Genomic DNA, 13,382 nt, shown 5'->3' on the forward strand with positions numbered 1-13,382 from the left:
TGCAGCTCAATGCCGCGCTGGGCCCGGAAATGGAGTTCCTGGGGGCCAGCCTGAACGCCCGCGGCCTGGACAGCTGGCTGGGGGCCCTGTTCGTGCTGGGCATCGGCGTGGCGATGTTCGAGCTCTCGCGCCGCAGCTTCCGCCGCGAGTGGGGCCAGATCCAGGAAGAGATCGAGGCCGAGATCAAGAAGCGGGAGGCCAGCGCATGAGCGCCTATGCCATCGAGCTCAAGGACGTGCGCAAGAGCTTCGGCAAGACCGAGATCATCCGCGGCGCCAACCTGGCGGTGAACCCCGGCGAGCGGGTGGCCATCATCGGGCCCAACGGCGCAGGCAAGTCCACGCTGTTCAACCTGATCAGCGGGCGCTTCGGCCCCAGCAGCGGCGAGATCCTGCTGCACGGCCAGCGCATCGAGGGCATGACGCCGTTCCAGATCAACCGCCTGGGGCTCTCGCGCAGCTTCCAGGTCAGCAACCTGTTCACGCGGCTGTCGGTGTTCGAGAACATCCGCTGCGCGGTGCTCTGGAGCATGGGCCACCGCTACGCCTTCTGGAAGTTCCTGGCCGACCTGACGGACGCCAACGAGCGCGCCGAAGAGGTGATGGCGATGATCAAGCTCGATCGCCGGCGCGACCACCTGGCCACCAACCTGACCTATGCCGAGCAGCGGGCGCTGGAGATCGGCATCACCATTGCCGGGGGCTCCAGCGTGATCCTGCTGGACGAGCCCACCGCGGGCATGAGCAAGAGCGAGACCAAGCGCTTCATCCAGCTGATCCGCGACGTCACGGTGGGCAAGACCCTGCTGACGGTGGAGCACGACATGGGCGTGGTGTTCGGCCTGGCCGACAAGATCGCGGTGCTGGTGTACGGCGAGGTGATCGCCTTCGACACGCCCGACGCGGTGCGCGCCAACCAGCGGGTGCAGGAGGCCTACCTCGGCTCGGTGCTGGCAGACGCCCAGGCCGCCGGACATTGAGGGCGCACCGATGCTGAAACTGCAGGACCTGCACGCCTACTACGGCAAGAGCCATGTGCTGCATGGCGTGAACTTCGAGGTCAAGCCCGGCGAGATCATCGCGCTGCTCGGGCGCAACGGCTCGGGTCGCTCGACCACGGTCAAGACCATCATGGGCCTGGTCGAAGGCCAGGGCACGATCCAGTGGCGCGACAAGCCCATCCTCGGGCTGCAGGCCTACGAGATCGCGCACCAGGGGATCGGCTACGTGCCCGAGAATCGCGACATCTTCCCCAAGCTCACGGTGCACCAGAACCTGATGCTGGGCGAGAAGCGCGGGGCGAAGAAACCCAGGTGGAGCTTCGACGACATGTACGGCATGTTCCCGCGGCTGAAGGAGCGGCAGCACACGGAAGCCGGCGTGCTCTCCGGCGGCGAGCAGCAGATGCTCACGCTGTGCCGCACTTTGATGGGCGACCCGGACCTGATCATGATCGACGAGCCCACCGAGGGGCTGGCGCCCAAGATCGTGGAACTCGTGGCCGAGTACCTCAAGGAGCTCAAACGCCGCGGCATCTCGGTGCTGCTGGTGGAGCAGAAGCTGACGATCGCGCTGGAAGTCTCCGAGCGCTGCCTGGTGATGGGCCATGGCCAGATCGTCTTCGAGGGCACGCCGGCCGAGTTGAAGGCCGATGCGCCAGTCCGCAGAGAGTGGTTGGAGGTGTGAGATGGTGAATGCCGCTGAAGAATCGCGCCGCCTGCAAGACCAGGTGGCCTGGATCACCGGCGCCGGGTCGGGCATCGGCCTGGCCGGCGCGCAGGCCCTGGCCGAGGCCGGTGCCATCGTCGTGCTCTCGGGCCGGCGTGCGCCGCTGCTGCAGGCGGCGGCCGAGGGCATCGTGCGCGCCGGCGGCCGGGCCGAGGTCGAGGTGCTGGACGTGTGCGATGCCGCGGCCGTGGCGGCCACCGCGCAGCGCATCCTCGCGCGCCACGGCGGCCGCATCGACATCCTGGTCAACAGCGCCGGTACCAACACGCCGCGGCGCTTCTGGCGCGACCAGTCGCCCGAAGGCTGGCGCCAGGTGATCGCCACCAACCTCGACAGCCTGTTCTACACCACCCATGCCGTGCTGCCGGCCATGCGCGCGCGCCATCGCGGGCTGGTCATCAACATCAGCTCCTGGGCCGGCGTGCACCATCCCAAGCTGACCGGTCCGGCCTACAACGGCAGCAAGCATGCGGTGACCGCGATGACCGAGACCCTCAACATGGAAGACGGCATCCACGGCATCCGGGCCTGCGTGATCTGCCCGGCCGAGGTGGCCACGCCGATCCTGGACACGCGACCGCAACCGCCATCGGCCGAGGAGCGCGCCCGCATGCTGCAGCCGCAGGACCTGGGCCAGGCCATCCGCTTCGTTGCCGAGTTGCCGGCGCATGCCTGCGTCAACCAGCTGATCATCAGCCCGACCTGGAACCGGATGTACATCGACAGCCTGTGAGGGCTGCGCTCTCGCACAATGTGCCGATGATCCTTGCCACCGCTCCCCTGGCCATGCCCTGGCCGACGCTGGACCCCTTCCTGTTCTGCGTCCACCACGACGATCGCTACCCGCGCGGCAATGGCCGCTACGGCCCGGCCGCGGCGCTGGCCGGCCGGCAGATGGGCAGCGACTTCAGCCGCCGCGACGGCTGGAGCATGTACCACGGGCTCGAGGTGCCGGGCTTCCCGGCGCACCCGCACCGCGGCTTCGAGACCGTGACCCTGGTGCGGCGCGGGCGCATCGACCATTCCGATTCGCTGGGCGCGGCCGCGCGCTTCGGCGATGGCGACGTGCAGTGGCTCACCGCCGGCCGCGGCATCGTGCATGCCGAGATGTTCCCGCTGCTGTCCGAGGCGCAGGACAACCCGCTGGACCTGTTCCAGATCTGGCTCAACCTGCCGGCGCGCAGCAAGATGTGCGCGCCGTATTTCTCGATGCTGTGGGCCGAGCAGATCCCGCGCTTCAGCATCGCCGATGCCGGCGGCGCACGCACCGAGGTCACCGTCGTCGCGGGCCGCCTGCCGGGGCTGCAGCCGGCCGGCCAGCCTGCGCTCACGCCACTGCCGCCGCCGCCCGATTCATGGGCCAGCGACGCGCAGTCGGACCTGGCCATCGTCACGCTCGCACTCGATCCCGGCGCCCGCATCGTGCTGCCGCCGGCACAGGGCGCGCAGACGCGGCGCGTGGCCTACTTCTTCGCCGGCGAGCGGCTGCAGGTGGCCGGGCGCGATCTGACCGAGCATGTCGCGATCGAGGTCGATGCCGCGCAGCCGCTGGCACTGGCCAACACCGGTGCCCAGCGCGTGGAATTGCTGTTGCTGCAGGGCCGGCCGATCGGCGAGCCGGTGGCGCAGCACGGGCCGTTCGTGATGAACACCGAGCAGCAGATCCACGAGGCTTTTGCGGATTACCAGCGCACCCGCTTCGGCGGCTGGCCCTGGCCCAGCGAGGCGCCGGTGCATGGCGCCGACGCGGCCCGCTTCGCGCGCGGGCCGGGCGAGGCCGGCCTCCAGCGCCCGCCGCCGTTGGCTCAGAACTTGGTGTAGCCGCCGTCGATGACGAACTGCTCGCCGGTGGCGTAGGCCGAGGCGCTGCTGGCCAGGAACACCGCGATCCCGCCGAAGTCGTCGATGCCGCCCCAGCGCCGCGCGGGGATGCGCGGCATCACCGCGTTGGCGAACTTCTCGTTCTGCACGGAGCGCTCGGTCATGTCGGTGACGATCCAGCCCGGCAGGATCGAATTGACGCGGATCCTGTGCCGCGCCAGCTCCACCGCCAGCGCGCGCACCAGCGAGGTCACCGCCCCCTTCGAGGCGCCGTAGTGGCTGTTGTGCGCCGCGCCCTCCAGCGCCGCGGTGCTGGCGGTGGCCACCAGCGAGCCGCCCTGGCCGTGCGCGGCCATGTGGCGCACGGCGGCGCGGAAGGTCAGGAACACGCCCTCGACATTGATGCGCTGCACGCGCCGGAACTCGTCCAGGCTCATGTCGACCAGCCGCGTGCCCTTGCTCGACACGCCGGCATTGGCGAAGCAGCTGTCGATGCGGCCCAGCGCGGCGGCCGTCTCGGCAAAGCACTGCTCGACCTGGGCCTCGTCGCCGACATCGCAGACGCGCGCCAGCACGCGCGCCGCATCGCCGCATTCACCGGCCAGCTGCGCGCGCGCGGCCTCGGTCTTCTGCGGGTTCGATCCCCAGATCGCCACCCGCGCGCCGGCCGCCAGCAGCGCGCGCGCCATGCCCAGGCCGATGCCGCCGTTGCCGCCGGTGATCAGCGCGTTGTGTCCGTTCAGGTCGAAGGGGGTGTACATGCTGGGGTCGCTCCGGGCGCTGGACGTGCGCCGTCAGCCCGATGATGCCGCGAGTTCCTTCAGCAGTCCCTTCAGCCGCTTGCGCCCCGCGGCATTGGTGCTGCGCCAGGCCTGCAGCGCCAGCGCCAGCATCTGCTGCTCGGCCGGGCTCGGTCCGGCGGCTTCGCGCGGCTGATCGAGCCAGCCGGCCGGCTGCCCGCAGGCCACCTCGATCTGCCGCGCCAGCCGGTCGCCGATGGGCCGGCTGCTCTTGATCTGGCTCCACATGCTGGGGCTGACCTGCAGCTGCTGCGCGAAGCGCTGCTCCAGCCCCTTGGGCGGCACGCCGGCCCGCATCTGCGTTTCGGCAAAGGCCTGGAACAGCGCCAGCACGTTGTGGCGGCGGGCAAGGGTGGTGTTGTCGGGCACGTTGGGCGGAACAGGGCAGTGCGGGGCCGCTGCGGCGCGCGGATTGTCGCACCGGATGTGAAGACTCTTTACGCCGGCGCGTCGCTGTCCGGCGCCAGCAGCGCCAGGCACAGCCGGCGGGCCTGCGCGTCGCCCAGCGCGGCGCCCTGCGCGCGCAGCGTGGCGGCGCTGGCCGGGCTCAAGCGCTGCGCGATCAGCGCCTCGGCGCAGGCCACCAGCTGGGCCTCGCCGGCCAGCCGCGTGTCGCGGTGGGCGCCGTACCAGGCGTCGGCGCAGCCCAGCAGCCGCGCGGCGTCGCGCGGGCGGGCGGTGCGTGCCGCCTGCAGCGCCAGCGTGTCCTGCAGCAGGTGGGCCCAGCCGTTGGCCCACATCAGCGGCAGCGCCTCGGCCAGCAGCGCGCGCACCGGCGCGGTCTGGCCCTTCAGCAACCAGGCGGCGGCCAGGTGGCACAGGCTCAGTCCCAGGTCGGCCGGCGAGTTGGCCGCCCGCATCGCGGCCACGGCCACCTCGCCCAGCGCAAGGGCCTCGTCGAGCGCGCCGGCCGATCGGGCCGCATCGGCCAGCTTCAGCCGCACCCAGGCGGCCGAGCGTTCGGCGCCGGCTTCGTCGGCCAGCTGCAGCTCGATGGCCGAGGCCGCGCGAAAGCGCGCCAGGTCGCCCCGGTGGCCCCACACGGTGGCCGTCATCGAGGCCCGCCACAGGCGCCGGCGCGCCGGCCAGTCGGGTTGCTCCAGTGCCTGCGCGCGGGCCAGCGCGGCCTCGGCTTCGTCGAAGGCCTGCGCGCGGGCGCACATGGCGGCCTGGAAGCACAGCGCGCCGTGCAGCCGCACCGTGTCGTCCAGCGCCTGCCAGGCCAGCACGGCCTGGGCCGCGGCCTCCTGCCGCGACACCGCCTGCAGCGTGATCAGCCCATGCGAGGCGATGCAATGCCAGGCCCAGGCCCGCGCGCGCGGCGAGGCCAGCGGCAGCAGCGCATGCAAGGCCTCGGCGCGGCGGCGGCGTTCGCCGTGCAGGTTGCGCAGGAAGTCCAGCCGCGCCAGCGCCGTGCCGGTGAGGGCGGCCACCTCGACGTCGCGGCGCTCGCAGGCGCGCTCGAACGCGGCCTGCAGGTCCGCCTGGTCGGCCGCATGGCGCGCGAGCCAGTCGCGGTCGGGCAGCTGCCAGAACGCTTCCTCGATCTGCTCGGCCCAGGCCGCCATCGCGTGGCCGTGGGCCTGCTCGGCGGCGGCGCCTTCGCCATGCGCGGCCAGCTGCTGCTGGGCCAGCAGGCGCGTGGTCTCCAGCAGCCGGTGGCGCGGCGGCTCGCCCGGCTGGCCCTGCAGCAGCGAGCTGTCGGCCAGCGCGCCCAGCGCCTCCAGCGCGTCCCAGGGATCGAGCCCGCCCTGCACCAGCGCGGCCTGCGCCGTCGGCAGCGTGAAGCCGCCGACGAAGGGCGCCAGCCGGCGCAGCACGGCCTGCTCGCGCGGCGCCAGCAGGCTGTGGCTCCAGTCCAGCGTGGCGCGCAGCGTCGACTGCCGGGCCGGCGCGTCGATCTGCGGGCTGCGCAGCAGGCGCACCCAGTCCGCCAGCTGGTGGCCGAGCGTGGTCAGGCCCAGCTGCGGCAGGCGCGCAGCGGCCATCTCGATGGCCAGCGGCACGCCATCCAGCCGGCGCAGCAGCCCGGCCACCGCGGGCAGGTGTTCCGGTGCCAGCGTGAAGCGATGGTCGGCCGCGCGCGCGCGGTGCAGCAGCAGCGCCAGGGCGCTGCAGGCCAGTGCCGCGTCCCACGGCATGTCCGGCCGCGGCAGCGCCAGCGGCTGCAGCCGGTAGACGCGCTCGCCAGCCGCCTTCAGCCTAAGCTGCGAAGTGCACAGCAGCCGCAGGCCCGGCAGCGCGCGCAGCAGCCGGCCGGCCAGCAGGCCGACGGCCGGTGCCAGGTGTTCGCAGTTGTCGAACACGATCAGCGGCGCGCCCGGCTGCAGCCGGGCCTGCAGCGACGGCAGCGCATCGGCGGTGCCCGGCGGCAGGTCGATGCCGAGGGCCGCGGCCAGGCGGGCGGGCAGCTGCTGCGCATCGGCCACCGGCGCCAGGTCGACCCACACGGCCGCCTCGCCCGCCGCCTGCGCGTGGCGCTGCGCCACCTCCTGCGCGACCCGGGTCTTGCCCAGCCCGCCGCTGCCGAGCACGGTGACCAGCCGGTGCTCGTGCAGCCAGGCCAGCAGGGCCTCGATGTCCGGCTCGCGCCCGAACAGGCGGTCGACACTGGCCGGCGGTGGCGCCGGCCCGGGGCGTGGGGATTGGGATGGGGGTGGGGGAGGCGAAGCGGCGGCGTGGACCGGGACGCAGGGCAGGGCCAGCCGGTAGCCCAGGCCGGGGACGGTGGCGATGAGCTCGGCCCCCAGCAGCCGACGCAGGCCGGAGACCTGCACCTGCACGTTCGATTCCTCGACGACCAGGCCTGGCCAGACCCGGTCCATCAAGGCCTGCTTGGTGACGAGCGCGCCGCGCTGCTCGACCAGGGCGGCCAGCAGGTCGAAGGCACGGGGGCGCAGCGTGATCGGCAGGCCGCCGCGCAGCAGGCGGCGTTCGGTGCTCAGCAGTTCGAAAGGCCCGAATCGATAGCGCGGCGACATCCACTCCCTGGCCCGCAAAGGGCTCCCGACCGAGGTGCAAGTTTCAGGAATTTTAAGGACGGCAGGGCCCGCGCCCGCCGAACATGCGCGCCCTCGGCCCGTGGCCGCCTTGTGCAGTTCTTCCGACGACACCCATGCATGTTCCTTCCCTGATCGCCTGCACCGCCGCCGCGGTGCTGCTGGCCGCCTGCGGCGGCGGTACCGAGCCGGTGGCCGAAGCCCCGGCCGCGTCCCGTCCCGCCACCCTCGCTGCAGCCCCCTCTGCCGCGCCCTCTGCCGCAGTACGGCAGCTGCGCCACGCGCTGGCCACCCACGCCCGGTCCGCGGCCGCTGCGCCCAGCCGCGAGCAGGCGGCCGAGCAGCTGTTCGCGTATGCCCAATCCTCTGTCTTTGCGGGTTATTTCCCCGGCAACCCGGCCACGCAGTCGCTGCCGCCGTTCCGCTACCGCTACTACGCGGCCACCGGCGTCTACCTCGGCGTGGTGGTCAGCGCCGACCCGGGCTATGCGCTGGACGGCGTGTACGTGATGGGCGGGCCCTTCGGCGACAGCCCGGTCTACGTCGGACCGCTGTCGCAGTTCATCACGCCGGTGGACCCGGGCCCCGGCCCGGGCCCAAATGGCCCGAACAACGGCTGCCATGACCTGGCCTTGCTGGAGGCCACCGGCACCCACATCGAGCTGGCGCTGCAGTACAGCGGCAGCAGCAGCGGCAGCGTGGCGATCGACTGGCGCGTCACCGGCCCCAAGACCTTCGAGGGCCAGGCCGCGGTGGAGTCGCTGATCCACAGCACCGGCCATATCGCGTCGGAGGGGGTCGAGAGCACGATGGACATCGAGGCCCGCTCCTACGCGCGCCGCACCGGCGACGCCGAGCTCACGCTGTTCGGCGAGGACACGCTGATGCAGGTGTCCGGCGGCGGCTTCCAGATGAGCACCCGTTCGCACAGCGTGAACACGCCGCCGGCGCTGGACCAACGCTACGGCCTGGCCGTGGGCCAGTCGCTCACCGCCTCGGTCACCGCGACGACGACCACCACCACCACCGGACTGCCGGGCGTGCCGGGCACGCCCGGCACCGTCACCGACACCAGCACCTCGACGATCCGCTTCGTCGGCCGCGAATCGATCACCGTGCCGGCCGGCCGCTACGCCACCTGCCGCTTCGAGACCACGTATGCCGACGACCCCGACACGCTGCAGACCAGCTGGGTCATCGACGGCAAGGGCATTCCGGTGAAGACCGTCACCGCCATCGCCGGCAGCACCGAGGTGCAGCAGGCGACCGCGGTGCGACTGAACGGCCAGCCGCTGTGAAGCCCCTGCCGCGAGACCTGACCATGACCGCTTCCTTCCGCTGCTGGCTGCGCATGCTGCTGTCTGCGCTGCTGCTGGCCCTGGCCGTGCTGCAGGCCGGCCCGGCCGCCGCGGCCACCGACCCCAACGATGCCGACGGCACCGCCGACCATCCCGAGGTGCCGCGCTTTCCCGGCTTCCACATCGACGCCGCCACCCGCAACGACTACAACGAGTTCGTCTTCGCGACCCAGGGCTTCGACGCCTGGGCCGACGGCAAGGGCGACGCGCGCGCCGGCCGCTTCTGGGAGATCCGCTACGTGCTGAACGAGGGCGCCCGCACGCCCAGCCTGGTGGAGCTGATCGCCAACTACGAGAACGCGCTGCGCAAGGCGGGCGGACGGCTGGTGCGCAAGGACCCGCAGCAGGGCGCGGTGTTCCGCGTGCCGCGGCGCGACGGCGGCGAGCGCTGGGTGCAGCTGGACATCTATGCCGCCAACACCGGCTACACGCTGGACATCGTCGACGTCGGCGCGATGGCGCAGAAGCTCGAGCTCGACGCCGGCGAGATGGCCGACCTCCTGCGCCAGCAGGGCCGCGTCGCGCTGCAGGGCATCCTGTTCGACACCGGCAAGGCCACGATCCGGGCCGAGTCCGAGGCCCTGCTGGCCGAGGTGCTGGCACTGCTGCAGCGCGAGCCGTCGCTGCGCCTGCGCATCGAGGGCCACACCGACAAGGTCGGCGACCGGGCCGCCAACCTCGCGCTGTCGGCGCGGCGCGCGCAGGCGGTGCTGCAGCACCTGGTCGCGCACGGCATCGAGGCGCGCCGCCTCAGCGCGGTCGGCAAGGGCGACAGCGTGCCGCGCGCGGCCAACGACAGCGAGGCCGGCCGGGCCGCCAACCGGCGCGTTGAGCTGGTGAAGTCCTAACGCGGTGTCGACGCGTCCCCGGCGCGTGGGATCCAGTAGCCCAGCTGCGCCGCGGCGGCCAGCGCCATCAGCCCGACGAAGACCACGCCCGCGCCCAGCGACAGCGCGGCGGTCAGGATCGACAGCAGCGCCGGCCCGCAGGACGAGCCGATGTCGGCCATCAGCCGCCAGACGCCGAGGAAATGCGCGCGGCCCACGCGCGGCGAATGATCGGCGCCGATCGTCATCACCATGCCCGAGCCGATGCCGTTGCCGAAGCCGATGACGCAGGCGGCCAGCAGCAGCGTGGTGGCGCCGGCCGCCAGCGGCATCAGCAGCAGCGCCCCGCCCATGATCGTCATGCAGGGCACCGCAACCCAGCGCCGGCCCTTGCGGTCCATCAGCTGCCCGGCCGGGTAGAAGACGAGCATCTCGATGCCCCCGGCCAGCCCGTAGATCAGCGCCGCCACCGAGGCCTCCAGCCCCAGGTGGTCGGCCCACAGCGGGATCACCGCCTGGCGCGTCGCCCGCACCGCGCTGACCAGCACCACGCCCACGCCCAGCGTCAGGAACACCCGCCGGTGGTCGCGCAGCGTCGAGCCCAGCGTGATGCGCGCCGCGTCGGCCTGCCGGCCCGCAGCCGCCGCGCCGTGCGCCGCCAGGTCCGGCACGCGCGCGCCAATCAGCGCCGCGCCCAGCAGCGCGACGATGCCCACGCCGTAGGCACCCACCAGCCCGAAACGGTGGATCGCCGCGGCCGCGGCGAAGGGGCCGATGAACAGGCCGATGCGCATGGTGCCGCCCAGCGTGGACAGCGCGCGGGCGCGCCAGGCCAGCGGCACCGCCTCGGTCAGGTAGCTCTGGCGTGCCAGGCTGAACACCGCCTGGCTCATGCCCACCATCACGCAGCCGGCGGTGAACAGCGCCAGCGAGCCGGTGGCCGCGCACAGCACGAAGGCCAGCACCGACCACAGCGCGGCGGCCACGATGGCCCAGCGCTCGCCGCGCCGCATCGTGATCAGCGAGGCCGGGATGTTGCTGACCAGCGCGCCCAGGCCCATCAGCGCGACGATCAGCGCGGCCAGCGACGGCGAGGCGCCGAGCTCGCGCGCGCCCAGCGGGATGATCGGCAGGATCGCGCCTTCGCCGATCCCGAACAGCAAGGTGGGCCCGAAGGCCGGCAGCGCGATGCGGCGCAGCGAGAAGTCGTCGTCGGACATGCCGCCAGTATCGGCGGCCGACGTGAAGCGCCGCGCGGCCTCAGAACGCGTGCCGCATCCCCAGCATCACGCCGCTCTGGCCGGTGCCGGCGGCCGGCGCCGCGCCGGCCGCGCCATTGCTGACCGACAGCGCCAGCGTGCCGTCGTTGCCGATGTGGCCGGCGGTGGCGTACAGCGCGGTGCGCCGGGACAGCAGGTAGCTCAGCCGCAGCGCAGCCAGCGTCGCGGCATTCGCGCTGTGGTCGAACTTCAGCCGCATCAGCGTCGCGTCCAGCGTCCACAGTCCGGCCAGCGGCGTGCTGGCGCCGATGTGCCACAGCCGGCTCTTCGGCGTTGCGGCGCTGGCCTCGTTGCGGCGCTCGATGACGCCGGCGCCCCACTTGATGTCGCCGGTCTTGAACCAGCCGTTCAGCGCGCTGCGGGTGTCGCGCAGGTCGCTGCGCGTCAGGCCGGCGAAGGCCCCGCTGCCGCCGCGGATCTCGTCGACCGCCAGCACCGCGCCCCATGCCGGCGTGGCGTAGCGCAGCATCACCGACCATTCTCGGCAGGCCTTGGGGTCGGTGGCCGATTCGCCGGCGCAGTTGGTGCCCGAGGGCGAGGGCCCGGCGTTCACCGCATCGCGGCCGAAGCTGTAGGTGGCGCCGAGCGTGAAGGCGCCGAAGCTGCCGCGGTAGCCCAGCGCGTTGTCGGTGCGGGCGTTGGGCAGGTAGTTGTCCAGCGAGCCGGAGCCGAAGGTGTTGGGCCCGGTGACATCGGCATCGAGCAGGCCGTAGAACAGCATCGTGTACTGGCGGCCCAGCGTCAGCGCGCCCCAGGGGCCGGACAGGCCGACCCAGGCCTGGCGCCCGAAGGCCCGGCCGCCCTGGTTGAAGGTGCCGGTGTCCACGCCGATGCCCATCTCCAGCGTGAAGTCGGCCTTCAGCCCGCCGCCCAGGTCCTCGCTGCCGCGAAAGCCCAGGCGCGAGGGCACGCTGCCGCTGAGCCCCGGCACGCGGGTCAGCGAGCGGCCGTCGGCGCCGACCCTGTCGAGGTGTTCGATGCCCGAATCGAGCAGGCCGTAGACCGTGGCGGTCTGGGCGTGGGCGGTGGCGCTGGCCGCGGCCAGCAGCGCGGCGATGAACGGGGCACGGTGCATGGTGCTTGTCTCCAAAGTGAGCGGGTGTTGTGGGTCAGGCGCCGAGGTTCTCGTACACCGCGGTGGCGCTGCCCGTCATCGAGGGCAGGTAGGAGCTGCGGTGCTGGCCCGCAAGGGCATCGACAACAGCAGGGCCGCCGGCAGCCCGGGCTGCAGGAATCTCGTCGACACGTGGGTCTCCTGGATGGACCGCGCCGGGGCGCGATCGAGGGTCCCTTGATCTGGTTCAAGGGTTGCGGCGAAGTCTAGGAATCGCTCTTGCAGGTGGGAAGATGACGCGAAACCGCGCGCGATAACGCGCCGTTATCATCCCCGGCCATGCGTCTGAATGCCCTGCGTGCACTGGTCGCGGCGGTCGAGGAAGGCAGCCTGCGGGCCGCCGCGCGGCGCGTCGGTTGTTCACAGCCGGCGCTGACGAAGATGGTGCGCGAGCTGGAGCGCGAGGTGGCCGCGCCCTTGCTGATGCGCTCGACCACCGGCGTCATCGCCACCGCACAGGGGCGGGTGATGTACGAGCAGGCGCGCAAGGTCGAGCGCGAGCTGGCGCATGCGGTGAGCCAGATCGGCCAGCTGGGCGGCCACATGGTCGGCGAGCTGAGCATCGCCGCGGTGCCCCTGGCGGTGCTGCAGCTGGTGCCCGAGACCTTGCGCACCTTCGGTCGCGAGTTCCCGCAGATCGACCTGCGCATCCGCGAGCAGCTGTACGTCGCGCAGCTCAGTGACCTGCGCCGCGGCGAGGTCGACGTGGTCGTCGGCCCCATCCCCGAGGGCCTGCCGCCGGGCGAATTCCATGTCGAGCCGCTGATGCCGGTGAGCATGGTGGTGGTGGCGGGCACCGGCAGCCCGCATGCGCAGGTGCAGTCGCTGCACCAGCTGGCCGGCGCGCGCTGGGTCTACACCAGCATCGCCGGCGCCACCGGCTACGCGCGGCTGCTGTTCCAGCGCAACGGGCTGCAGCCACCGCCCGCGGCGGCGGTGGTGGATTCCACGCTCGGCCTGCTGTCGCTGGTGGTCACCGGCGAGTTCCTGGCGCTGATGCCGCTGCCGATCGCGCGCCATCCTGCGGCCCAGCCCTTCATGACCGTGCTGCCGCTGCGCGAGGGCGGGCTGGAGCTGATGGTGGGCGCGATCACCATGGCCGACCGCGCGCTCAAGCCGGCGGTGCGGCACTTCCTGTCGCACCTGCACCGCGCCGCACACCATGCGACGGCGGCCGGGGCGGGCTGAGCCCGCGCCGCCGGCGCCTCCCAGGCGCTCAGCCGGCGTCGCCGTCGGGTCCGGTGCGGTGGCGCGCCTCCAGTTCGCGGATCAGCGCGCGCGCCTCGTCGCCTTCGGGAATCGGCCGGCCGCTGTCGCGCCAGGCCACCGCGGACTTGAAGCCTTCGTGCTGCGCCTGGCGGCGGAACCACAGCCCTTCCGGGTTGTGGCGGGTGATGCCGTCGAACACCGTGGCCAGCATCTGCGTCTGCTCCAGGCCGGCCGTCAGCATCACCTG

General features: G+C 72.7%; 12 protein-coding genes and 2 pseudogenes. 8 read left to right on the forward strand and 6 right to left on the reverse strand.

Annotated elements, in window-relative coordinates; all coding sequences use genetic code 11:
* From ACILR4_RS28140 to ACILR4_RS28160, 5 genes and pseudogenes are all read left to right on the forward strand, one after another.
* A pseudogene (locus ACILR4_RS28140) lies at window positions 1-209 on the forward strand (branched-chain amino acid ABC transporter permease); the annotation flags it as partial.
* Window positions 206-979, forward strand: a complete 774-nt coding sequence (locus ACILR4_RS28145) for an ABC transporter ATP-binding protein (RefSeq protein ID WP_395704210.1) — start codon at window positions 206-208, stop codon at window positions 977-979. The pseudogene ACILR4_RS28140 and the gene ACILR4_RS28145, both read left to right, overlap by 4 nt.
* Window positions 980-989: 10 nt before the next feature.
* On the forward strand, window positions 990-1,685 hold the full coding sequence (locus ACILR4_RS28150) for an ABC transporter ATP-binding protein (protein WP_395704211.1): 696 nt from the start codon (window positions 990-992) through the stop codon (window positions 1,683-1,685).
* A gap of 1 nt (window position 1,686) precedes the next feature.
* Window positions 1,687-2,460, forward strand: coding sequence for an SDR family oxidoreductase (locus ACILR4_RS28155; RefSeq protein WP_395704212.1), 774 nt, complete (start codon window positions 1,687-1,689; stop codon window positions 2,458-2,460).
* A 26-nt stretch (window positions 2,461-2,486) separates the two neighbouring features.
* Window positions 2,487-3,548: a pirin family protein gene (locus ACILR4_RS28160; RefSeq protein WP_395704213.1), complete on the forward strand. Its 1,062-nt coding sequence runs from the start codon at window positions 2,487-2,489 to the stop codon at window positions 3,546-3,548.
* On the opposite strand, the gene ACILR4_RS28165 is transcribed toward ACILR4_RS28160, so the two are convergent.
* From ACILR4_RS28165 to ACILR4_RS28175, 3 genes are all read right to left on the reverse strand, one after another.
* Window positions 3,533-4,309 (reverse strand): SDR family NAD(P)-dependent oxidoreductase, encoded by a 777-nt coding sequence (locus tag ACILR4_RS28165; protein WP_395704214.1) that lies wholly within the window; start codon window positions 4,307-4,309, stop codon window positions 3,533-3,535. The two genes, ACILR4_RS28160 and ACILR4_RS28165, sit on opposite strands and share 16 nt — an antisense overlap.
* Before the next feature lie 33 nt (window positions 4,310-4,342).
* Window positions 4,343-4,717 carry a hypothetical protein gene (locus ACILR4_RS28170; protein ID WP_395704215.1) on the reverse strand — a complete coding sequence of 125 codons (375 nt, stop codon included), beginning with the start codon at window positions 4,715-4,717 and terminating at the stop codon, window positions 4,343-4,345.
* 68 nt (window positions 4,718-4,785) lie between these two features.
* Window positions 4,786-7,329: an ATP-binding protein gene (locus ACILR4_RS28175; protein ID WP_395704216.1), complete on the reverse strand. Its 2,544-nt coding sequence runs from the start codon at window positions 7,327-7,329 to the stop codon at window positions 4,786-4,788.
* Between the two features lie 134 nt (window positions 7,330-7,463).
* Between ACILR4_RS28175 and ACILR4_RS28180 the strand changes: the two genes are divergently transcribed.
* Both ACILR4_RS28180 and ACILR4_RS28185 read left to right on the forward strand, forming a co-directional pair.
* Window positions 7,464-8,645: a hypothetical protein gene (locus ACILR4_RS28180; protein ID WP_395704217.1), complete on the forward strand. Its 1,182-nt coding sequence runs from the start codon at window positions 7,464-7,466 to the stop codon at window positions 8,643-8,645.
* A 23-nt stretch (window positions 8,646-8,668) separates the two neighbouring features.
* Complete coding sequence (locus tag ACILR4_RS28185; RefSeq protein ID WP_395704218.1) at window positions 8,669-9,553, forward strand: OmpA family protein; 885 nt, start codon at window positions 8,669-8,671, stop codon at window positions 9,551-9,553.
* Here ACILR4_RS28185 and ACILR4_RS28190 read toward each other — a convergent pair.
* Window positions 9,550-10,752 carry an MFS transporter gene (locus ACILR4_RS28190; RefSeq protein WP_395704219.1) on the reverse strand — a complete coding sequence of 401 codons (1,203 nt, stop codon included), beginning with the start codon at window positions 10,750-10,752 and terminating at the stop codon, window positions 9,550-9,552. The two genes, ACILR4_RS28185 and ACILR4_RS28190, sit on opposite strands and share 4 nt — an antisense overlap.
* 40 nt (window positions 10,753-10,792) lie before the next feature.
* On the reverse strand, window positions 10,793-11,887 hold the full coding sequence (locus tag ACILR4_RS28195; protein ID WP_395704220.1) for a porin: 1,095 nt from the start codon (window positions 11,885-11,887) through the stop codon (window positions 10,793-10,795).
* A gap of 318 nt (window positions 11,888-12,205) precedes the next feature.
* On the opposite strand from ACILR4_RS28195, the gene ACILR4_RS28200 reads away from it, so the two are divergent.
* A complete protein-coding gene (locus ACILR4_RS28200) occupies window positions 12,206-13,114 on the forward strand; it encodes a LysR family transcriptional regulator (protein ID WP_395704221.1) in 909 nt (302 codons plus the stop codon).
* A gap of 28 nt (window positions 13,115-13,142) precedes the next feature.
* Here the strand turns inward: ACILR4_RS28200 and ACILR4_RS28205 are convergent.
* Window positions 13,143-13,382: pseudogene (locus tag ACILR4_RS28205) on the reverse strand (enoyl-CoA hydratase); the annotation flags it as partial.

The sequence above is a fragment of the Aquabacterium sp. genome (assembly GCF_044226965.1).
GTDB lineage: Bacteria > Pseudomonadota > Gammaproteobacteria > Burkholderiales > Burkholderiaceae_C > Pseudaquabacterium.

Bases quoted from the DNA above. Each gene is read 5' to 3' on its own strand.
- ACILR4_RS28145 (WP_395704210.1), top strand. From the start codon at position 206: ATGAGCGCCTATGCCATCGAGCTCAAGGACGTGCGCAAGAGCTTCGGC.
- ACILR4_RS28150 (WP_395704211.1), top strand. From the start codon at position 990: ATGCTGAAACTGCAGGACCTGCACGCCTACTACGGCAAGAGCCATGTG.
- ACILR4_RS28155 (WP_395704212.1), top strand. From the start codon at position 1,687: ATGGTGAATGCCGCTGAAGAATCGCGCCGCCTGCAAGACCAGGTGGCC.
- ACILR4_RS28160 (WP_395704213.1), top strand. From the start codon at position 2,487: ATGATCCTTGCCACCGCTCCCCTGGCCATGCCCTGGCCGACGCTGGAC.
- ACILR4_RS28165 (WP_395704214.1), bottom strand. From the start codon at position 4,309: ATGTACACCCCCTTCGACCTGAACGGACACAACGCGCTGATCACCGGC.
- ACILR4_RS28175 (WP_395704216.1), bottom strand. From the start codon at position 7,329: ATGTCGCCGCGCTATCGATTCGGGCCTTTCGAACTGCTGAGCACCGAA.
- ACILR4_RS28180 (WP_395704217.1), top strand. From the start codon at position 7,464: ATGCATGTTCCTTCCCTGATCGCCTGCACCGCCGCCGCGGTGCTGCTG.
- ACILR4_RS28185 (WP_395704218.1), top strand. From the start codon at position 8,669: ATGACCGCTTCCTTCCGCTGCTGGCTGCGCATGCTGCTGTCTGCGCTG.
- ACILR4_RS28190 (WP_395704219.1), bottom strand. From the start codon at position 10,752: ATGTCCGACGACGACTTCTCGCTGCGCCGCATCGCGCTGCCGGCCTTC.
- ACILR4_RS28195 (WP_395704220.1), bottom strand. From the start codon at position 11,887: ATGCACCGTGCCCCGTTCATCGCCGCGCTGCTGGCCGCGGCCAGCGCC.
- ACILR4_RS28200 (WP_395704221.1), top strand. From the start codon at position 12,206: ATGCGTCTGAATGCCCTGCGTGCACTGGTCGCGGCGGTCGAGGAAGGC.